Annotated in this window: 16 protein-coding genes; 9 read left to right on the top strand and 7 right to left on the bottom strand. The window is 61.7% G+C overall.

All coding sequences use genetic code 11. The features are described 5' to 3' along the window. Positions 1–191: 191 nt before the first annotated feature. Genes hemF through EAO39_RS14340 form a run of 3 tightly spaced genes read right to left on the bottom strand, consistent with a single transcriptional unit; the run spans position 192 to position 3,142 of the window. Positions 192–1,139 (bottom strand): oxygen-dependent coproporphyrinogen oxidase, encoded by a 948-nt coding sequence (gene hemF / locus EAO39_RS14330; protein ID WP_120968420.1) that lies wholly within the window; start codon positions 1,137–1,139, stop codon positions 192–194. Positions 1,140–1,142: 3 nt separating this feature from the next. Further along, on the bottom strand, positions 1,143–2,426 hold the full coding sequence (gene purD, locus EAO39_RS14335) for a phosphoribosylamine--glycine ligase (RefSeq protein WP_120968422.1): 1,284 nt from the start codon (positions 2,424–2,426) through the stop codon (positions 1,143–1,145). Beyond that, entirely contained in the window at positions 2,423–3,142 is a 720-nt protein-coding gene (locus EAO39_RS14340; protein WP_120968424.1) for a YebC/PmpR family DNA-binding transcriptional regulator, read from the bottom strand. Before EAO39_RS14340 ends, purD begins: the two co-directional genes overlap by 4 nt. Before the next feature lie 79 nt (positions 3,143–3,221). Between EAO39_RS14340 and EAO39_RS14345 the strand changes: the two genes are divergently transcribed. The 5 genes from EAO39_RS14345 (at position 3,222) to upp (ending at position 9,539) form a co-directional block, all read left to right on the top strand. After that, entirely contained in the window at positions 3,222–4,769 is a 1,548-nt protein-coding gene (locus EAO39_RS14345) for a helicase HerA-like C-terminal domain-containing protein (protein ID WP_120968426.1), read from the top strand. A 342-nt stretch (positions 4,770–5,111) separates the two neighbouring features. Further along, entirely contained in the window at positions 5,112–6,707 is a 1,596-nt protein-coding gene (locus EAO39_RS14350; protein ID WP_120968428.1) for a methyl-accepting chemotaxis protein, read from the top strand. A gap of 95 nt (positions 6,708–6,802) precedes the next feature. Beyond that, positions 6,803–7,699, top strand: a complete 897-nt coding sequence (locus tag EAO39_RS14355) for an enoyl-CoA hydratase-related protein (protein WP_120968430.1) — start codon at positions 6,803–6,805, stop codon at positions 7,697–7,699. A gap of 132 nt (positions 7,700–7,831) precedes the next feature. Continuing rightward, positions 7,832–8,800: a threo-3-hydroxy-L-aspartate ammonia-lyase gene (locus EAO39_RS14360; protein WP_120968432.1), complete on the top strand. Its 969-nt coding sequence runs from the start codon at positions 7,832–7,834 to the stop codon at positions 8,798–8,800. Between the two features lie 106 nt (positions 8,801–8,906). Then, entirely contained in the window at positions 8,907–9,539 is a 633-nt protein-coding gene (upp, locus tag EAO39_RS14365) for a uracil phosphoribosyltransferase (protein WP_120968434.1), read from the top strand. A 199-nt stretch (positions 9,540–9,738) separates the two neighbouring features. Here the strand turns inward: upp and EAO39_RS14370 are convergent, their stop codons facing one another. Then, positions 9,739–10,293, bottom strand: a complete 555-nt coding sequence (locus EAO39_RS14370) for a cupin domain-containing protein (protein ID WP_120968436.1) — start codon at positions 10,291–10,293, stop codon at positions 9,739–9,741. A 153-nt stretch (positions 10,294–10,446) separates the two neighbouring features. Next, positions 10,447–11,151: a YebC/PmpR family DNA-binding transcriptional regulator gene (locus tag EAO39_RS14375; RefSeq protein WP_120968438.1), complete on the bottom strand. Its 705-nt coding sequence runs from the start codon at positions 11,149–11,151 to the stop codon at positions 10,447–10,449. 241 nt (positions 11,152–11,392) lie between these two features. On the opposite strand from EAO39_RS14375, the gene EAO39_RS14380 reads away from it, so the two are divergent. Further along, positions 11,393–12,523: a PQQ-dependent sugar dehydrogenase gene (locus EAO39_RS14380; protein WP_120968440.1), complete on the top strand. Its 1,131-nt coding sequence runs from the start codon at positions 11,393–11,395 to the stop codon at positions 12,521–12,523. A 33-nt stretch (positions 12,524–12,556) separates the two neighbouring features. Here the strand turns inward: EAO39_RS14380 and EAO39_RS14385 are convergent, their stop codons facing one another. Both EAO39_RS14385 and EAO39_RS14390 read right to left on the bottom strand, forming a co-directional pair. Further along, positions 12,557–12,982, bottom strand: coding sequence for a virulence factor MviN (locus tag EAO39_RS14385; RefSeq protein WP_120968442.1), 426 nt, complete (start codon positions 12,980–12,982; stop codon positions 12,557–12,559). Then, on the bottom strand, positions 12,982–13,434 hold the full coding sequence (locus EAO39_RS14390) for a hypothetical protein (RefSeq protein ID WP_120968444.1): 453 nt from the start codon (positions 13,432–13,434) through the stop codon (positions 12,982–12,984). Before EAO39_RS14390 ends, EAO39_RS14385 begins: the two co-directional genes overlap by 1 nt. Positions 13,435–13,524: 90 nt before the next feature. Here EAO39_RS14390 and EAO39_RS14395 point away from each other — a divergent pair, with 90 nt between their 5' ends. From EAO39_RS14395 to EAO39_RS14405, 3 genes are all read left to right on the top strand, one after another. Beyond that, the gene (locus EAO39_RS14395; RefSeq protein ID WP_120968446.1) at positions 13,525–14,754 is read left to right on the top strand and encodes a spore maturation protein; all 1,230 of its coding nucleotides are present in this window, start codon (positions 13,525–13,527) and stop codon (positions 14,752–14,754) included. 72 nt (positions 14,755–14,826) lie between these two features. Beyond that, entirely contained in the window at positions 14,827–15,465 is a 639-nt protein-coding gene (locus EAO39_RS14400) for an N-methyl-D-aspartate receptor NMDAR2C subunit (RefSeq protein WP_120968448.1), read from the top strand. 377 nt (positions 15,466–15,842) lie between these two features. Then, positions 15,843–19,583, top strand: a complete 3,741-nt coding sequence (locus EAO39_RS14405; RefSeq protein WP_162989570.1) for an autotransporter outer membrane beta-barrel domain-containing protein — start codon at positions 15,843–15,845, stop codon at positions 19,581–19,583. Positions 19,584–19,659 lie beyond the last annotated feature (76 nt).

Here is a 19,659-nt window from a genome sequence, read left to right on the forward strand (position 1 = left end):
TGTGCTGCACCACACCCGTCTCAGGGTCGGCTCAGATGCGGCAACCCGGGCTTTCACAAACCCGCACCACCACGCCTTGAAAAAATGGCAATGCGCCAGCCCATGTGGCGCATCCAGCTATCGAAATTATAGTTTTAGTGGGCAATCCCCTGCTGAAGGTGCTTTTTGCACCGTCGGTCGCAGGTAGGGTATCAAAGCCAGTCGCGGCGAATCAGATAGTTTTCCAGCAGATCCCGCTCGGGCGTGCCCGGAGCATCTTCACGCTGGTAGCTCCAGTCGGCATGCGGCGGCATGGACAGCAAAATGGATTCCGTACGACCACCGGATTGCAGGCCGAAGTGCGTACCCCGGTCCCAGACCAGGTTGAACTCCACGTAGCGGCCACGGCGGTAGCGCTGAAAAGCCAGCTGCTGCTCGCTGTACGGCGCGCTTTTGCGGCGCTCCACAATGGGCAGATAGGCGTTCAGAAAGGCATCACCCACGGACTGCAGCATGGCAAAGCTCTGCTGCTGACCCAGTTCGGCGAAGTCATCAAAGAAGATGCCGCCAATCCCGCGCTGCTCGTTACGGTGCTTGAGGAAAAAATACTCGTCGCACCAGGTCTTGAAGCGCGGATAGAGCTGCTCGCCAAAGGGCGCCAGCGCATCGCGGCAACTCTGGTGAAAATGCACGGCATCTTCCTCAAAGCCATAGACGGGCGTCAAATCCATGCCGCCGCCAAACCAGCAGGTCTTGGGCTGACCGGCATGTCCTGCCGAAATCATGCGCACATTCATGTGCACGGTAGGCACCAGAGGATTGCGCGGATGAAACACCAGCGACACCCCCATGGCTTCAAATGGCGCACCTGCCAATTCAGGCCGGTGCTGAGTAGCCGATGGCGGCAGTTGCGGCCCGCGCACATGCGAGAAGCCGCAGCCGGCGCGCTCGAACACACGCCCGCCCTCCATGATCTTGGTGATGCCGTCGCCCTGCAGCTTTTCCTGCGGGCCTTTGCTCCAGGCATCGACCAGAAAGCGTGTACCGCCCTCGCCCTCGATGGTTTCGAGAGCTTGGGTGATGCGCGCTTGCAGACCGGTGAGGTACTCACGCACCTCGGCCACAGTCGGCAGATCCATGGATTGCGGTACGGCGCTCATGGCTCAGCCCTTGATGGCGCGAAAACCGATGTCGCGGCGGTACTGGGCACCATCGAAATGGATGCCACGTGCCACGTCATACACTTTTTGCTGGGCTTGCTTGACGCTGTCGGCCAGCACCGTGACGCAGAGCACGCGACCACCGGTGGTCACGGGCACGCCGTCCTTGAGCTGGGTGCCGGCATGAAAGACCATGGCGTCATCAGCTGCCGCAGGCAGGCCGGTGATGGCATCGCCCTTGCGCGGATCTTCGGGGTAACCGGCAGCGGCCATGACCACGCCCAAAGCCGTACGGCGGTCCCATTGCAGCTCGAGCTGGTCGAGCTTGCCTTCGGTGGCGGCCAGCATCACATCCACCAGATCGCTCTTGAGGCGCATCATGATGGGCTGGGTTTCGGGGTCACCCATGCGGCAGTTGAATTCCAGCGTCTTGGGGTGACCGGCCTTGTCAATCATCAGGCCGGCATACAGGAAGCCGGTGTAAGGCACACCGTCTTTTTCCATACCGCGGATGGTGGGCAAGATGATCTCGCGCATGGCACGGTGGTGCACATCGGCCGTCACCACCGGCGCGGGCGAATATGCGCCCATGCCACCGGTATTGGGGCCCTGGTCGCCATCCTTCAAGCGCTTGTGGTCCTGGCTGGTCGCCAGCGCCAGCACGTTCTTGCCATCACACAGCACGATGAACGATGCCTCTTCGCCATCAAGGAATTCCTCGATCACGACGCGTGCACCGCCTTCGTTGTGGGTCACGCCGTACTTGTTGTCCACCAGCATGAAATCCACGGCATCGTGAGCTTCCTGCAGCGAGGTGGCAACCACCACGCCCTTGCCGGCGGCCAAGCCGTCGGCCTTGATCACGATGGGTGCGCCCAGGCGATCCACATAGGCGTGAGCCGCCACAGGGTCGGTAAAGGTCTGGTACTGGGCCGTGGGGATGGCATGGCGAGCCATGAAATCCTTGGAGAAAGCCTTGGAGCTTTCCAGCTGGGCAGCGGTCTTGGTCGGGCCAAAGACACGCAGGCCGTGGGCACGGAACTCGTCCACCACACCGGCCGCCAGGGGAGCTTCTGGGCCCACCACGGTCAGTGCGATCTTTTCGGCTTGCGCCCATTCACGCAGGGCCTGCACATCGGTGATGTTCAGGTTCTCCAGCTTGCCACCTGCCAAGGCCGTGCCACCGTTTCCGGGGGCCACAAACACCTTGGTCGACTTGGGCGACTCAGCCAATTTCCACGCCAAAGCGTGCTCACGGCCACCGCCGCCAATCACAAGAATTTTCATAGTTCTGCGTTGTGGTAGACGTCTTGAACGTCATCCAGGTCTTCAATCATGTCCAGCAGCTTCTGCATGCGAGCTGCATCGTCGCCTTCAAGAGCGATTGTATTTTCTGGGCGCATGGTCACTTCGGCCATATCAGGATTTAATCCTGCGGCTTGCAGTGCATCGCGCACGGTTTCAAAGTCGCCGGGGGACGTCAGCACCTCAATGGCACCGTCGTCATCGCTGAGCACATCTTCCGCACCCGCTTCCAGAGCCACTTCCATGACTTTGTCTTCGTTGGTGCCAGGAGCAAACAGGATTTGGCCCACATGTTTGAACTGGAAGGCCACAGAGCCTGCCGTTCCCATATTGCCACCATATTTGCTGAAAGCATGGCGCACATCGGCCACCGTACGAACGTGATTGTCCGTCATTGTGTCCACAATGATCGCCGCACCGCCAATACCGTACCCCTCGTAACGAATTTCTTCGTAGGTTACGCCATCCAGATTGCCGGTGGCCTTGTCGATATTGCGCTTGATATTGTCGGCCGGCATATTGGCGGCCTTGGCCTTGTCCACCGCCAGGCGCAGGCGCGGGTTGGCAGCCAGATCGGCACCACCCTGACGCGCAGCCACCATGATTTCACGAATGATGCGAGTCCAGATCTTGCCGCGCTTTTCATCCTGGCGACCCTTACGGTGCTGGATGTTGGCCCATTTGCTGTGTCCTGCCACGGGAGTCCTTTGATATTTGATTTAACCTTACGGATGAGATTTTACTTTTGACTGAAAGCTCTCCCGGAGGAAACCCCAAATGGCTTCACCCCTTTTGATTGCCCAGCACTCTGCCACAGAATGTGCTCTGCTGCCGGGCCTGGCCAACCGCCATGGGCTGATCACAGGCGCCACTGGCACGGGCAAGACCGTCACCCTGCAGAAACTGGCGGAGAGCTTCTCACAGATTGGGGTGCCGGTTTTCATGGCCGACGTCAAAGGCGATCTCAGCGGCATCAGCCAAAGCGGCAAGATAGGCGACAAGCTGACCGTCTCCCTCAAGGATCGCGGCATAGAGCCGCCCTCGCCTCTGGCCTGCCCCACCACGGTATGGGATGTGTTCGGCCAGCAGGGTCACCCGGTACGCGCCACCATCTCCGACATGGGCCCGCTGTTGATAGGCCGCATGCTTAACCTCAACGAGACGCAAATGGGCGTGCTCAATCTGGTGTTCAAGATCGCAGACGACAACGGCATGCTGCTGCTGGACCTCAAGGATCTGCGCGCCATGCTGCAATACGTGGGCGACAACGGCAAGCAATTCACCACCGAATACGGCAATATCAGCGCCGCCAGCGTGGGCGCTATCCAGCGCGGCCTGCTGCAGATCGAATCCCAGGGCGGCGAGCAGTTCTTTGGCGAGCCCATGCTCGATATCAACGATCTGATGCAGACCGATGCCAACGGCTATGGCGTGGTCAATGTGCTGGCCGCCGACAAGCTGATGAACGCGCCACGCCTGTACTCCACCTTTCTGCTCTGGCTGCTGTCCGAGCTGTTTGAGCAACTGCCCGAGATTGGCGACCCCGAAAAACCCAAGCTGGTCTTCTTCTTTGACGAAGCCCATTTGCTGTTCAACGATGCGCCCAAGGTTCTCATCGAGCGCATCGAACTGGTCGTGCGCCTGGTGCGCTCCAAGGGCGTGGGCGTGTATTTCGTCACCCAGAATCCGCTGGACGTGCCCGATTCCGTGCTCGGCCAGCTGGGCAACCGCGTGCAACATGCTTTGCGCGCTTTTACCCCGCGCGACCAGAAAGCCGTGGCGTCTGCGGCCTCCACCATGCGCCCCAAGCCCGGCCTGGACATCGCGGCGGCCATCACCGAACTGGCCGTGGGCGAGGCGCTGATCAGCTTTCTGGACGAGAAAGGCCGGCCCAGCGAGACCGAGCGCGTCTTCGTGATTCCGCCCGGCAGCCAGCTCGGCCCCATCACGCCCGAGCAGCGCAAGGCGCTGATGAATGGCTCGCTGGTCGCAGGCGTCTATGAAAAAGCCGTGGACCGCGAATCCGCTTATGAGGTGCTGCGCAGCCGCACGGCCACAGCCACTCCCGCCAAACCCGGTGAAGCACCTGCTGCTGCAGGCGCGGCAGCAGGTACGGCGGCCGAGCAAGGCGGAGGCTCCGGCGGCAGCGCCATGATGGACGGCTTGAAGGAGCTGCTGTTTGGCCGCACCGGCCCGCGCGGCGGCCAGCACGACGGTCTGGTCCAGACCATGGCCAAGTCCACCGTACGCACCGTGGGTAACAATCTGGGCAAGGAAATCCTGCGCGGCGTGCTGGGCGGCATTCTGGGCGGTAAAAAACGCTGAAACCCAGCGATACCCGCTCCAAGGCCTGCAGATGCAGGCCTTTTTTGTTGAGCTACCCATTTCGGTAGCGCATTCTGCGCAGCAATTTGGCTTGGGCTGTGACGCCAGACGACCTCGGACCAGAAAAATAGCTCAAGCCTGAACGCATTATGTCGATACATAAAGCCTCCAGGCTTGCGCTCACATCTGCTGCACCGGCTGTTTCAAGCCCTGCTTCACAGTGAGCGCATCGTTTCCCACTCCCCAAATCAGCGCCAACAGGTATTGACTGCGGCTTTCCAGGCCGCCGCCTTGCCTTGCAGCGCTTTTTGCAATTCATTTTTCAGTACAAGAGCACAGCGAATGCAATTCAATCAATGGCGCGTATCCACCAAGCTATGGAGCACGCTCGGCGGGCTGCTGGTGATGATGCTGGCAGTTTCTCTCTGGGCTCAGCACACGGCAGGCCAGACCATGCAGGCCGGCATGCGCACCCAGGCCGACTTCGACAGCCGTATCAACCTTGCCCTCCAGTGGAAAGGCGCCACGGAAACCACGGGCGAGCGCGTGCTCACCAGCAATGTGACGGCCGACGAAGAACTGACGGCCCTGATGGATGAGCGTGTCAAAGCCGGGGTCGGCATCAACTCCCAGTTGCAGGCCCAGGTGGTCAAGCTGGCCCAGAGCGATGCCGACAAAAAGGCGCTGGAGCAAATCTCGGCCGTGCGTACCGAAGTGCTGGCATTGAACAAGCAGGCACGCGAGATCAAGCAAACGGGCGATATCGCCGCCCTGCGCAACTTCATCCAGCAGCAGTATCTGGGCGCCATCACCCGCTATGTGGATTCGCTGCAAGCCTTCGTCAAGCTGCAGGAACAGCAACGCGATGCCGCCAATCTGCTGACCCAGCAAGCCCAGCAACACGCTGCCTGGTGGGCATGGGCCGTTCAAGGCGTGGTCTTGCTGGCAGGACTGGGCCTGGCCTTGGCGCTGACCCGCTCCATCACCCGCCCTCTGGCCGAAGCCGTGGAATTGACCCATGCCATTGCCCAGGGAGACCTGACCGTGACCGCCAACGGAGCTCGTCAGGACGAATTCGGCCATCTGCTGAACGCCGTCTCTGCCATGGCAACCCGCCTGCGCAGCCTGGTGAGCGACGTACGCGACAGCGTGCACTCCATCTCCACGGCATCTTCGGAAATCGCCTCGGGCAACCATGATCTGTCCTCGCGTACCGAACAGACAGCCTCCAACTTGGAAGAAACCGCCGCCAGCATGGAGCAGCTGACCGCCACCGTGGCCCAGTCGGCCGATACCGCGCGCCAGGCCACCCATCTGGCCGGCAATGCGGCGCAGGCGGCCCAGCGCGGCGGAACCGTCGTGGAATCGGTGGTCAGCAGCATGAGCCGCATCAGCGAGAGCGCGCACCGCATCTCCGACATCATCGGCGTCATCGACTCCATCGCCTTCCAGACCAATATCCTGGCGCTCAATGCGGCTGTAGAGGCCGCTCGCGCCGGCGAGCAAGGCCGCGGCTTTGCCGTGGTCGCCAGCGAGGTGCGTGCACTGGCCCACCGCAGCGCGGAAGCCGCCAAGGAAATCAAGACCTTGATAGGCACTTCGGTGGATGCAGCGAATGAAGGCGCCGAGCAAGTGTCTCAGGCAGGCCTGGTGATGGAAGACATCGTGAGCAGCGTGCGCAAGGTGTCCGACATGATCGGAGAAATCAGCGCCTCCTCGACAGAGCAGCGCGACGGCATCAGCCAGGTCAACCAGGCCGTGACGCATCTGGACCAGATGACGCAACAAAATGCGGCCCTGGTGGAGGAATCCACCGCAGCGGCCGTCTCGTTGCACGACCAGACCCAGCGCCTCACCAGCATGGTGGCCGTGTTCAAGGTCAGCGCCACCGGAGCAGCCGTCGCTTACGCCCAGCCAGCTACTGCGCTGGCCGCCTAAGCGTCCTTCCCCAAGGGAATCTCCCTGTGCATTCGGCAGGCGCTCAGTCGCCCGCGTGACTTGCACACGGCATGGTTCAGGACACCATCTGAGCCATGCCCAATACCCATGACCACCGCTTGCAGGCCGCAGACCTGAGCTGCTTTCGCCTGGATCTGACCGACAACATCGCCCATCTGGTGCTCAACCGCCCTCAGGCGCTCAACACCATGAGCCCGGCCTTCTGGCGCGAGATGGCCGGCGTGCTCGACATGCTGCAGCGCAGCGGCCAGGCGCGGGTGCTGGTCATCAGCAGCACGGGCAAGCATTTCTCGGCCGGCATGGCGCTGGAGACCTTTGCCAATCCGCAATTTGCCCCCAATGACCGCACGCCCGAGGGGCGCGCCGCCGTCGTCGACACGCTGGCGCAGATGCAGACCACCTTCAACCGCCTAGAAGAGCTGCGCATGCCCGTGGTCTGTGCCATACAGGGCGGCTGCATTGGCGGCGGGCTGGATCTGGTGGCCGCAGCCTGCATTCGCTACGCCAGTGCCGATGCGTTTTTCTGCGTGCAGGAGATCAACATCGGCATGATGGCCGATCTGGGCAGCTTGCAGCGCCTGCCCAAGATCATGCCGCTGGGCCTGGTCAAGGATCTGGCGTATACCGGCCGCCGCATGGGCGCGCAGGAAGCCGCCACCCACGGCCTGGTCAATGCCCTCCATGACACCCACGAAGCTGCCGTGCTGGCGGCCCTGGCCTGTGCCCGCGAGATTGCCAGCAAGCCGCCAGTCGCCATCTGGGGCAGCAAACAAGTGATCAACTATGCACGCGACCACGGCGTGCGCGACTCGCTGCAGCAACTGGGCTGGGTGCAAAGCGGCATCTGGAGTAACCGCCATGTGCTGGAAGCAGTGAACGCCATGCAGGCCAAACGCACCGGCGAGTTTCCGCCGCTGGAGGCGCTGCACGACTTCAGCGATATTCAGGCCACTCAGAGCAAAGACTCCTGATTCAATAGCTGCTTGCGCTTTCAGATATTGGGCTGCAAGCTTTTTTCATTCAAAGCTGCCTAATCTGAAGACAGCTTTGGGTCATGAATGGCGGCAGATATGATGTGTTCACCTGTATCTGAATGTCTATCCATGACCCAAGCTGCCCTGCCCACTTTTGATGACGTCGTCGCGGCCGCCCAGCGCCTGCAAGGCGTGGCCCACCGCACGCCGGTGCTGACCAGCCGCACCATGAACGACCAACTCGGCGCCCAGGTGTTTTTCAAGTGCGAGAACCTGCAGCGCATAGGCGCATTCAAGTTTCGTGGGGCCTATAACGCCCTGGCCCGCTTCACCCCCGAGCAACGCAAAGGCGGGGTGCTGGCCTTTTCCTCCGGCAACCATGCCCAGGCCATTGCCCATGCGGCGCAGCTGCTGGACATGCCGGCCCTCATCGTCATGCCCGAAGACGCACCGGCCTCCAAGATGGCAGCCACGCGCGGCTACGGGGCCCAGGTCGTCACCTACAACCGCTTTACCGAAGACCGCGAAGCCATTACCCGGCAACTGGCGGCCGAACGCGGCATGACGCTGATCCCGCCCTACAACCACGGCGATGTGATTGCCGGCCAGGGCACGGCCGCCAAGGAGCTGCTGGAGGAAGTACCCGATCTGGACTATCTGTTTGTCTGCACCGGCGGCGGCGGCCTGCTTTCGGGCAGTCTGCTGTCGGCCAAGGCGCTGGCCCCGCAATGCAAGGTCTATGGCGTGGAGCCAGAGGCCGGCAACGACATGCAGCAGTCGTTCAGAACCGGGCAGATCGTCAAGATTCCCACGCCCCACACCATTGCCGACGGCGCGCAAACCCAGTCGCCCGGCGACATCACTTTTGCCATCATCCGCCAGCATGTGCAGGACATATTGACGGTTTCGGACGAGCAGCTGGTGCAATGCCTGCGCTTTTACGCCGAACGCATGAAAATCGTGGTCGAGCCCACGGGCGCGCTTTCGCTGGCCGGTGCCTTGCACGGCGGCGTGGCCTTGGCCGGAGCCCGGGTCGGGGTCTTGATCAGCGGTGGCAATGTGGATTTAGACCGACTGTCGCGCTTTCTGGCCGACTGACGGGGAAAATAGCGCCTGCTGCGGCAGGCCTTAGCCCTGCGCACTCTTTTGCCAGCGCTCAGGCCACCCGCCTGCGCGGCGCCAACCGAACACTTAGACCAAGAATATGAGCACTCTGCATTTGATCGACCATCCGCTGATTCAGCACAAACTGACACTGATGCGCCGCAAGGAAGCCAGCACCAACAGTTTCCGCCGCATGCTGGGCGAGCTGTCCACGCTGATGGCTTACGAGATCACGCGCGACATGCCTTTGCAGGACATCGAGATCGAAACCCCAATGGAAACCATGACCGGCAAGGTCATCGACGGCAAGAAGCTGGTGCTGGTCTCCATTCTGCGTGCGGGCAACGGCTTTCTGGACGGCATGCTCAACGTGGTGCCCGGCGCCCGTATCGGCCACATCGGCCTGTACCGCGACCCCGAGACGCTCAAGCCCGTCGAGTACTACTTCAAGATGCCCGATAACATGAACGAGCGCGATGTGGTGGTGGTTGACCCCATGCTGGCCACCGGCAACTCCGCCGCCGCCGCCGTGCAGCAGCTCAAGGACAAGTGCCAACCCAAGTCCATCAAGTTCATGTGCCTGCTGGCTGCGCCCGAAGGCGTGAAGACCATGCAGGCCGCTCACCCCGATGTGGATATCTACACCGCCGCCGTGGATCGCCAACTGGACAGCCACGGCTATATCCTGCCGGGCCTGGGCGATGCCGGCGACCGCATCTTCGGTACCAAGTAAAAGCAGCGACCTCGCGCTTTGAGCAAAAGCCCCTGCAGTCAAATACTGCAGGGGCTTTTTCATTTACGCATCAAAATAGCTTGAATCTCAATCCATTCAAGCACATATCGCTATAAAAATTTCAGCAATTTGATCACGGTAACTGTGCAAGATTGTGGGGTTTACCCAGACACTTGCCGTTTGAGGAAACAAGGCGAAGTTACACCGCCATCGCCATCGCCATGGGCGCGGCCGGACGGCCCGTGTACTGCGCCACCCAGCCGGCGGTATCGCTAAACAGGCGCAGCGCCTTGATGCGGCGTGCGCTGGTCAATGTAAAACGGTGCTCGGCACCGGCGGGCACACGCAGATAGTCGCCAGCCCCCACCTGCACGCTGTATTCGCGGCCCTGGGCGTCGAAAAAGCCAAACAGTCCCGCGCCGTCCACGATGTAGCGCACCTCGTCATCGACATGGGTGTGCGGGCGGTCAAAGCGCGCCAGCGCATCATCCAGGCCAGGCGTGTCCGGGTGCAACACCAGCAGATCCATGCTTTGGTAGCCATGGGCGATGCAAACGTCGATCAGCTCTATGCCCAGCGCCTGCACCACCGTGGCCCTGCCGCCCTCGTCCAGCTCAGGCTGGGCCAGCAAGGCAGCCAGCGCAGGCTCGGCCTGCAGCGGCCGATGTTGCCAGTCCACGCCCAAGGCGGCGACTGTGGCATGCAGTTCCGGATCAGGAGCCCAAACAGGGGTCTGTGCCGACAAGTTGGACATAAGGTGTTCTCTTTTTATGAATGGAAATTCCATGCAGCGCTTATCCATAAAGCACCAACAGCTATCAATTCAGGATTTCATTCGGTCAGGACACAAATAAAAAAAGGAGCAGTGACTGCACTGCTCCCTTGATCGACACGGCGGGCCGCGTCCTCAGTCCACCAGACCGGCGTAGACGTGTTGCACGTCGTCGTCGTTTTCCAGGCCGGCCAGAAAGTCCTGCACTTCTTCCTGCTGCTCGGCAGACAGGCTGCCCATGCTCACAGGATTCTTGGCCTTGTAGCCCAGCTTGGCCGACAGCACTTTGATGCCTTGGGCGGGCAAAGCCTTGCTGACCACGTCCAGATCGGACGCCTCGGTGATGAACAGGGTCACGCCTTCTTCATCGCCGGGCTCGAAGTCCTGGGCACCGGCTTCAATGGCGGCCAGTTCCACGTCGGCGCCGTTTTCGGCTTCGCCTTCGATCATGCCCACATGGTCAAAATCCCATGCCACGGCGCTCATCTGGCCCTTGCGGAAGCACACGCGCATATTGGGCGCTGTGCGGTTGGGGTTGTCGGTCAGACACTCGACCATCACCGGCACGCGGTGAGGCGCATAGCCTTCGAACAGCACGGTGGAATAGTTCACGGCATCGGCGCCGGCACCGGAGCCCTTTTTGATGGCGCGATCCAGCGTGTCCTTGGGCATGGAAGCCTTGCGGGCCGCTTCAACAGCCATGCGCAGACGCGAGTTGGCTGCGGGGTCGCCGCCGCCCAGACGGGCCGCGACCATGATTTCCTTGACCAGCTTGCCAAACAGCTTGCCTTTGGCATCAGCGACCAGCGCCTTGCCCTTTGCTTTCCATTGCGCGCCCATGGGTGCGATTCCTTGTTGATTGCTGAGATGACCGGCGCCAGGCGCACGGTCTGAGAAAAACTCGAACCGCAGTTTATACACCCGCCGAACCAGCCATGCTTGGCTGCAGGCCAGAGCTTGACAGGGCAAAATTGCCTTCTCGCCCGCAACGCCTCATACCTAGACCGGAGTGGACATGCCCTCTTTCTCTCAAGCACCCGCCTCTGCCCGCTCTTGCAGCTCTGGTATATCCGCCGCACGGATGGCACTGCCAGCATTGCTGGCGGTCTTGGGTTCGGCACAGGCCTTGGCCGCAGAGCTACAGACCCAGGCCGTGGCCAGCGGCCTGGATCACCCCTGGGCCCTGGCCTTTTTGCCGGACGGCCGCTATCTGGTGACCGAGCGCCCGGGCCGCCTGCGCGTGCTCGAGCGCGACGGACGGCTCAACGCCCCCATCCAAGGCCTGCCTGCCGTGGCCGCTGCAGGCCAGGGCGGGTTGCTGGATGTGGTGCTGGACAGCGACTTCGCCCGCAACCGCACGCTGTATTTTTGCTACTCGGAGCCTGGCCTGGGCGCAGACAGCGGCAAGAACAGCACGGCTCTGGCCAAGGCCAGGCTGTCGGCAGATGCCAGCCAGCTGGAGCAGGTGCAGACGCTTTTCAGCCAGCGCCCCAAATACGCCAGCAGCCTGCACTTTGGCTGCCGCATCGTGGAGCGCCGTGTGGACGGGAAGAGCGACGGCAGCCTGTTTCTGGCCCTGGGCGAACGCTCCTCCTATAAGGAGCAGGCCCAGAATCTGAAAAGCCATCTGGGCAAGATCGTCCGCATCAACAAGGACGGCAGCGTTCCCCGCGACAACCCGTTTGTCGGCCGCGCGGATGCCTGGCCGGAAATCTGGAGCTACGGCCATCGCAACCCTCAGGGCGCTGCACTGGCACCGGACGGCACGCTATGGATGCATGAGCACGGCCCGCAGGGCGGAGATGAAATCAACCACATCGAACCCGGCAAAAACTATGGCTGGCCGGTGACCACCTATGGCGAAAACTACGGCGGCGGCAAGATCGGTCAGGGGATTACGCAGCAAAGCGGCATGGAGCAGCCGCTGCATTACTGGGTACCGTCGATTGCCCCCTCGGGCATGGCCTTCATCACCAGCGAGCGCTATGGGCCCGAGTGGAAAGGCAGTCTGGTGGTCGGTGCCCTCAAGGCCCAGCACCTGGAACGGCTGAGCTTTGCAAATGCGACAAGCCGCCGCATCACGGCCAGCGAAGTGCTGCTGCCGCGCCTGGGCCAGCGCGTGCGCGATGTGCGCCAGGGGCCGGACGGCTGGCTTTATCTGCTCACCGACGCCTCCGACGGCCAGCTGCTGCGGGTGCTGGCTGCACCTTGAGCAACGCAGGCATGCACCAGAGGCAGGAGTGACTCAACGCAGAGCGCCGCGTCGCCGCAGCCAGTGCAGATAGCCCACAATACCGGCCCAGAAAACGGCCTGCGCCAGCCAAAAGCCTATGGAGAAAGCATCGGCCCGACTGCCAAGTCGGTTGACATACCAGAACATGCAGCCCTGACTGGTCACGCCCAATGCCACATAAAAAGCGCACAGCCACACGGCTGCGCGATTGCGGCTCCAAAGCAGCCACGCCAGTGTCAAGCACACCGCCGAGTTCAGCGCCAGCATGGCCTGCAACACCAGAGCCCACCAAGCACGCCCTGAAGATCGCCATGCATAGGAAAAATCGGCCTCCAGCAACATCCAGCCGCTCATCAGGCCCAGAAAGCCGAACAGGCAGATCAGCAGAGTCAGGCCCTTGCCATACGGTTGCTCCCAGAGCGGCAGCCTGGTCTGCATCAACGCAGGGTCCCCCGGCGAATCAGGAGATGCAGATAAAGCACCGTGCCAAGCATGCAAGCCAGCAGCGGTGAGGCCACAGGCCAAGCCACGGTCAGAACCGCCATGACCAAGGCCGCGCCCAGCAGCGGTACGAGCAGCAGCGCAATAGCGGCAAAAGCACAAGCCCATTGCGCCAGCGCCCACCACAGCACGGCACGCCGTAGCCGGTACAGCTGCCAGACCACCACAAAGGCCAGCAGGCCTGACACCAGCAGCAAGACCACACCCAGCAGCGTCCAGGCATTGTCTGTCTCCTGCAGCCCGTTGGGCAAAGCGCTCAGCAGCAAGAAGTGCAGCACCAACAACCCGGTATAGGCAAATAACAGCATGATCAGCCAGGTTCCCAGCGTGTGCCCTGCGAAGTGGGTGCGCAGCCTGTTCATCCAGGAGACGTCGGAGCTTTCAGTCATGGCGTTCCTCGGATATGCAACAGATGCAGTGTGCCATCGCGCCCCTCATTTCGCGCCACAATCAGCGCCAGTACAAAAACAGGCGCTTTTATGCTCAATGCCTTGTGGCTCAGTTTTTTTCTGGTAGCAGCGGTGGCTGCGCTGGCACAGTGGTTGCTTGGTGGTCAGACCGAGGTGTTCTCGGCCATGGTGCAAGCCTTGTTTGCCATGGCCAAGCTATCGGTTGAGGTGATGGTGCTGCTGTTTGGCACGCTCACGCTATGGCTGGGCTTTTTGCGCATTGCCGAAAAAGCCGGCGTGGTGGAATGGCTGGCCAAGGCCCTGGGCCCGCTGTTTGCCAAACTCATGCCCGAGGTGCCGCGCGGCCATCCGGCCCTGGGACTGATCACGCTGAACTTTGCGGCCAACGGCCTGGGGCTGGACAACGCAGCCACGCCCATGGGTCTCAAGGCCATGCGGGCGCTGCAGGAGCTCAACCCCCGCCCCGACTCGGCAACCAATGCCCAGATTCTGTTTCTGGTGCTCAATGCCTCGTCGCTGACGCTGCTGCCGGTGACCATCTTCATGTACCGCATGCAACAAGGCGCACCCGACCCCACCCTGGTCTTTTTGCCGATTCTGCTGGCCACCTCGGCCTCCACACTGGTGGGCCTTTTCAGCGTGGCCCTGGTGCAGCGCCTGCCCATCTTCAGCCCCGTGGTGCTGGCCTATCTGTTGCCCGTGGCACTGGCGCTTTCGGCTTTCATGGCTTTTCTCACCACCCTCAGCGCGGCGGCGCTGGCCCAGCTGTCCTCGCTGATGGGCAATCTCACGCTGTTTGCACTGATCGTGCTGTTCGTGGCCCTGGGGGCCTACAAGAAGGTGGCCGTGTATGACAGCTTTATCGAAGGTGCCAAGGAAGGCTTTGATGTCGCCAAGAATCTGCTGCCCTATCTGGTGGCCATGCTCTGCGCCGTGGGCGTGTTTCGTGCCTCGGGAGCGCTGGAGTATGTGCTCTCGGGCATTCGCTGGCTGGTCGATGCCGTGGGCATGGATGCGCGCTTTGTCGATGCCTTGCCCACCGCCCTGGTCAAGCCGTTCTCGGGCAGCGCCGCCCGCGCCATGCTGATAGAGACCATGCAAACCCAGGGCGTGGACAGCTTTGCCGCCCTGGCCGCCGCCACCATCCAGGGCAGCACGGAAACCACGTTCTACGTGCTGGCCGTGTACTTTGGCGCCGTGGGCATACAGCGCGCGCGCCACGCCGTGCCCTGCGCGCTAGTGGCTGAACTGGCCGGCGTGGTGGCCGCGATTGTGGTTTGCTATCAGTTTTTTGGGTAGAACCCAGGACTGACAAGCGCTGCAAGCCGATTGATTGAAAACTTATGGCAGTCTGAATCAGAGGTCGCCCGCATGCATACAGAGTCCGATATACCGCAAGCCCTCCTGTTTCAGTCCTCCTGGCAACGCAGCTGGGCCGCTCTGAACCTTTCGCCCCCAGACGATCTTCAGCAGCGGCTGCTGGCAGCCTATGCCGAGCCCCAGCGCCACTATCACACCCAGCAACATCTGGCCGAATGCCTGGCGCACTTTGATGCGGTCTGGGAACAGGCGCAGCGCCCCGGCGAGCTGGCGATTGCACTCTGGTTTCACGACGCCGTGTATGACATCAAGGACAAGGACAACGAACTGCGCAGCGCGCAATGGGCCGAGCAGGCCCTGAAAGACAGCGGCGCGACCGAAGCAAGCCTCCAACGGGTGTCTGCCCTCATCATGGCCACCTGCCATACAGCAGCCCCCTCTGACGACGACGCCAAGCTGCTGGTGGACATAGACCTGGCCATTCTGGGCGCCAGCCCCGAGCGCTTTGCCGAGTACGACCGCCAGGTCGCCGCCGAATATGCCTGGGTGCCCAGGCTGGTCTATGGCTTCAAGCGCAAGCAGGTGCTGCGCAGCTTTCTGGAACGCGATTTCATCTATGCCACGCCGCACTTACATCAGCGACTGGAGCAGCAGGCGCGCAGCAATCTGCAGCTGGCCACAGGTGGCTAACAGGAGCCTTGTAGCGACCTAAAGCGGCCAGCAACACCTCTTCGCCAAGCCCGGCCATTCAAGGCGGATTCTCAGTGTGCCAACGCCTGTGGCGGGTTGCAGATCAGCGGTCTGAGTTGACTACTTCAGGCCCGTATAGAAATCTGTCCTCAGAATGCTTTGACGCATTTGCCGCATTGTTTGTAAGGCTGCAGCAGGCGCTTGGCAAAAGGTCTGCAGTTACGCTGCCTTTATCGCCAAGCTTCCCTCAGCGAGCATGCACATGCTTACAAAAGAAGCGCAGCCTATCCAAGGATGCCTACATGACGTTGAGTGCCGTATTTGCCTGTGCTTTGTGTAGAGGGCCACGGGCCCGGGTTTGGCCTGGAGCGCTGCTCATGGCTCTGATATCCGGACAGACCATATACCCCGCACAGGCACAGCTGATAGAGGCATCAGGCGATGTCAGTCCGCAGCCGCCTGCGGCACCAGGGGCGGTCTGGAATGTTGGCGCGAGCCTGTACGTGGGACGAACCGGTACAGGCTCGTTAACCATCAGCGACGGGGCGGTGGTGAACGGTGCGAATGGCTATGTCGGTGAAGAAGACGGCAGCCAGGGCACGGCGACCGTCACCGGCCAGGGCTCGACGTGGAACAGCCGGGGCGGGCTGACTGTCGGCGAACGCGGTTTCGGCCGACTCAGCATTCAGGATCAGGCCCTGGTCGTCAGCCGTGACGGCACTTTAGGCGATTGGGACAGCGGAAGCGGCGAGGTCTTGGTCTCCGGTGCGGGTTCGCGCTGGAATATCGGCTCCAACATCTCCGTCAGCATTTCAGGTCGGGGCCTGTTGAGCATCCTAAACGGCGGTGTGGTGGCCAGCGACTATGGCAGCCTGGGCCTTGACTCGACGGGCCACGGCACGGTGCTCGTGTCTGGCGCTGGTTCTGCCTGGCTCAATGCTTACGACATCGTGATTGGGGACAGTGGCCTGGGTGAGCTGCAGGTCAGGGATGGTGGTCTGGCTCGCAACCAAAGCGCCGTGCTTGGCGCGTTTTCTGGAAGCCGGGGCACAGCCCTGGTTTCCGGCCAGGGCGCGGTGTGGGAAAGCCAGACTTTATCGGTAGGTGCCGAAGGTAGCGCAATCTTGCAGCTCAGAGACGGAGGACGGCTGTCCGTTCTTGGCAATGTGGTGGAGATGGCGAAATTCAGCGGCTCCAGCGCCGTCATTCATATCGGTGCCGCAACCGGCAACCCCGGCGATGCCGTGGCTGCCGGCATCTTGGATGCAACACAGCTGCAGTTTGGCGAAGGTGCCGGGGAGCTGAATTTCAATCACACGGAGAGCGCTTATGCCTTTGCTGCGGCGATGTCCAGCACCGGACCCGGCCTGCATCAGATCAAACACTATGCCGGCGAGACCCGCCTGACGGGCGACAGCTCCGGTTTTCAGGGCCAGACAAGCGTGCTGGGTGGCACTCTGATCGTGGAACGACAACTGGGAGGGCGGGCGTTGGTGAACGCCGGGCAATTGCAGGTGAACGGAAGTTTTGGTGGGCCGGTCAGTGTGACGCAAACAGGGGAATTGACCGGAGCCGGCAGCATCAATGGTGCAGTCGACTTTTCCAATGGCGGAGTGCTGATCGGCGTGCAAGGCCGGACGCTGACGGTGGCAGGCAATCTAGGCTTAGACGGAAGTAGCCAGGTCAATATTGGCTTGGGTGCCCTGCCCACCTCGGCATTGTTCCGCGTCAACGGGGATCTGGTGCTGGACGGCGTCTTGCACGTCAGCGATCTCGGCGGATTCGGTGCCGGAATCTATCGCTTGTTTGACTACGGCGGTGCCTTGACAAATCGTGGTCTGGATATGGGGGCCACGCCACTGGATGTGTTCTACAAGCAACTACACATCCAGACCGCTGTGGCCGGCCAGGTCAATCTGGTTTCCTCGGTGGGCAGCCAATTGAGTATCTGGGACGGAGGCAATACGGCTTTGCATGACAACGGCGTGGTCAACGGCGGCTCGGGCCAGTGGCGCGCCGATGGCGAGAACTGGACCGAAGCAGACGGTGCTTTCAACGGGCCTTTTTATCAGCCCAGTACGAGCTTTGCCATTTTCGAGGCCGAAGCCGGCACCGTGACCGTCAATCGTGCGGCCGGAGCCATTGGCGTCACCGGCATGCAGTTTGCCAGCGATGGCTATCGCATCGAGGGCGATGTCATCGATTTGCAAGGGCCGGGAGGGCAGAGTCTGGTGCGAGTCGGAAATGGAACCGCTGCCGGCGCCCTCATGACAGCCACTATCAATGCCCCGCTCGCCGGTGCAAGCACCTTGGTAAAAACGGATCTGGGCACCTTGGTGCTGGGAGGACGCAATACCTATTCCGGCGGCACCAGAATCAATAGCGGCGTACTGACCGTGTCCAGCGATGTCAATCTGGGGACAGCTGCAGCCGGTGTTGAACTGAATGGAGGAGCGCTGGCAACGACCGCCAGCTTCGAGACCGACCGCAGCCTCACGTTGAGCACGGCGGCCGGCCGCGTGCAGGTAGCGGCTCAAACCGAGCTGGGCATGAGGGGAGCAATCGTGGGCAGTGGCGGCTTGATCAAGCAAGGCATGGGAACACTGCGCCTGGCCCATGTTGGCAACAGCTACAGCGGGAGCACTGTAGTGCAGCAAGGTCGGCTGCTGGCGGGTGCCGCCGACGTGCTGAGCCAGGCTTCTGCCCACACTGTTGCGACGGGTGCGGTGCTGGATCTGGCCGGCCATTCCCAAACCATTACCGCCTTGAACAACAGTGGCAACGTGACACTCAGCGAACCGGGCGGTGGCAGGCCCAGCACCATTCTCAAGCTCACCGGCCCTTATGTGGGGCAAGGCGCAACGCTAGCCCTGTCGACCCAACTTCAAGGCCCGGGCAGCGCCAGCGACCTGCTGATGCTTAGCGGTAGCAACGCGATTGCCAGTGGAAACACCTCGCTGGTGATTACCAACGCAGGAGGCCTGGGTGCACCCACCGATGCCAAAGGCATTGTGGTGGTGGCCACGGAGAACGGAGGCCGTCTGAGCTCGGGAGCTTTTACGCTGGCGGGTGGGCATGTGGATGCCGGGGCCTATGAATACCGCCTGAAAAGCGACGCCTCGGGGGCATCGCTGCATTCAAGCATCAACGGTATCGATGCATCCTACCGCGCGGAGGCTGCGTTGATCAGCGCATTGCCAGCCCAGTTGCGCCAGGCCGATCTGAGCTTGCTGGGCAATCGGCATCAGCGTATCGGCGATGATTTGGATGAGGCCGACGACACCCGCCGAGATCGGCAAGCCTGGGCGCGCCTGATCAGAAGCGAGCCAAGCATCAGCCAGCAAGGCGTAGTGAGCGCGCAAAGCCGGGCCCTGCTGACGGGCTTTCAGGCAGGTCTGGATGTCTGGAGCGGCGGCGATTGGAAAGCCGGTCTGTATGTGGGACAGCTCAATGGAGACATGCAGGTTCGCGGCTTTGCCGGAGGGCAACAAGGCCAGGACGTGGGTTTCAACAGTCTGCGCAATCGCTATCTGGGCCTCTACGGCAGCTACCAGAATGCACAAAAACTGTATCTGGATGCGGTACTACAGGCTGCCGAGTACCGAAGCGACCTTCACAGCCGAAGCGATGCCAGAGCGTTGACCAAAGGACAAGGCTGGCTGGCATCGTTGGAAGCCGGTCAGTCTTTGCCATGGCAAGGCGGCTGGCAAATTGAGCCGCAAGCCCAGCTGATTTACCGACGCATATCTCTGGAGGACAGCGGCCTGGCTTCGACTCGGGTTGGAAATCAGGCTGACGATGACTGGCTTGTGCGCTTGGGGGCGCGGATTAAAGGCCGTTTTCCGATTTCCTTGGGCGTGCTACAGCCCTCGGTACGGGTCAATGTTTTTCATTCCAGCCGCGCTACCGATGTGGCCAGTTTTATGACGGTTTCAACGACCACAGCGATCCAGGCCAAAGGCGGCTATACCAGCACAGAGTTCGTGCTGGGCGGCACATTGCAGCTGAACCCCATGACCAGTGTCTACGCCGAATTAGGCAAGCTGTGGGCCAATGGTGGCGATACACGCATCACATCGGGAGTGCAGGCAACACTGGGCGTGAGGCGACGCTGGTAGATGGTTGAGCGCATCCAAGGCGGCATGTCACTGCGCCTTACATCTCGTCAATGGCGGTGCTGGCCTCGGCGCCCAA

Origin of the sequence: Comamonas sp. lk, from assembly GCF_900564145.1 — a bacterium.
In the GTDB taxonomy this organism is placed as follows: domain Bacteria; phylum Pseudomonadota; class Gammaproteobacteria; order Burkholderiales; family Burkholderiaceae_C; genus Comamonas.

Excerpts from the sequence above, each read along its gene's own strand:
- hemF (WP_120968420.1), bottom strand. The coding sequence starts at position 1,139 with ATGAGCGCCGTACCGCAATCCATGGATCTGCCGACTGTGGCCGAGGTG.
- purD (WP_120968422.1), bottom strand. The coding sequence starts at position 2,426 with ATGAAAATTCTTGTGATTGGCGGCGGTGGCCGTGAGCACGCTTTGGCG.
- EAO39_RS14345 (WP_120968426.1), top strand. The coding sequence starts at position 3,222 with ATGGCTTCACCCCTTTTGATTGCCCAGCACTCTGCCACAGAATGTGCT.
- EAO39_RS14350 (WP_120968428.1), top strand. The coding sequence starts at position 5,112 with ATGCAATTCAATCAATGGCGCGTATCCACCAAGCTATGGAGCACGCTC.
- EAO39_RS14355 (WP_120968430.1), top strand. The coding sequence starts at position 6,803 with ATGCCCAATACCCATGACCACCGCTTGCAGGCCGCAGACCTGAGCTGC.
- EAO39_RS14360 (WP_120968432.1), top strand. The coding sequence starts at position 7,832 with ATGACCCAAGCTGCCCTGCCCACTTTTGATGACGTCGTCGCGGCCGCC.
- upp (WP_120968434.1), top strand. The coding sequence starts at position 8,907 with ATGAGCACTCTGCATTTGATCGACCATCCGCTGATTCAGCACAAACTG.
- EAO39_RS14370 (WP_120968436.1), bottom strand. The coding sequence starts at position 10,293 with ATGTCCAACTTGTCGGCACAGACCCCTGTTTGGGCTCCTGATCCGGAA.
- EAO39_RS14375 (WP_120968438.1), bottom strand. The coding sequence starts at position 11,151 with ATGGGCGCGCAATGGAAAGCAAAGGGCAAGGCGCTGGTCGCTGATGCC.
- EAO39_RS14380 (WP_120968440.1), top strand. The coding sequence starts at position 11,393 with ATGGCACTGCCAGCATTGCTGGCGGTCTTGGGTTCGGCACAGGCCTTG.
- EAO39_RS14385 (WP_120968442.1), bottom strand. The coding sequence starts at position 12,982 with ATGCAGACCAGGCTGCCGCTCTGGGAGCAACCGTATGGCAAGGGCCTG.
- EAO39_RS14390 (WP_120968444.1), bottom strand. The coding sequence starts at position 13,434 with ATGACTGAAAGCTCCGACGTCTCCTGGATGAACAGGCTGCGCACCCAC.
- EAO39_RS14395 (WP_120968446.1), top strand. The coding sequence starts at position 13,525 with ATGCTCAATGCCTTGTGGCTCAGTTTTTTTCTGGTAGCAGCGGTGGCT.
- EAO39_RS14400 (WP_120968448.1), top strand. The coding sequence starts at position 14,827 with ATGCATACAGAGTCCGATATACCGCAAGCCCTCCTGTTTCAGTCCTCC.
- EAO39_RS14405 (WP_162989570.1), top strand. The coding sequence starts at position 15,843 with ATGGCTCTGATATCCGGACAGACCATATACCCCGCACAGGCACAGCTG.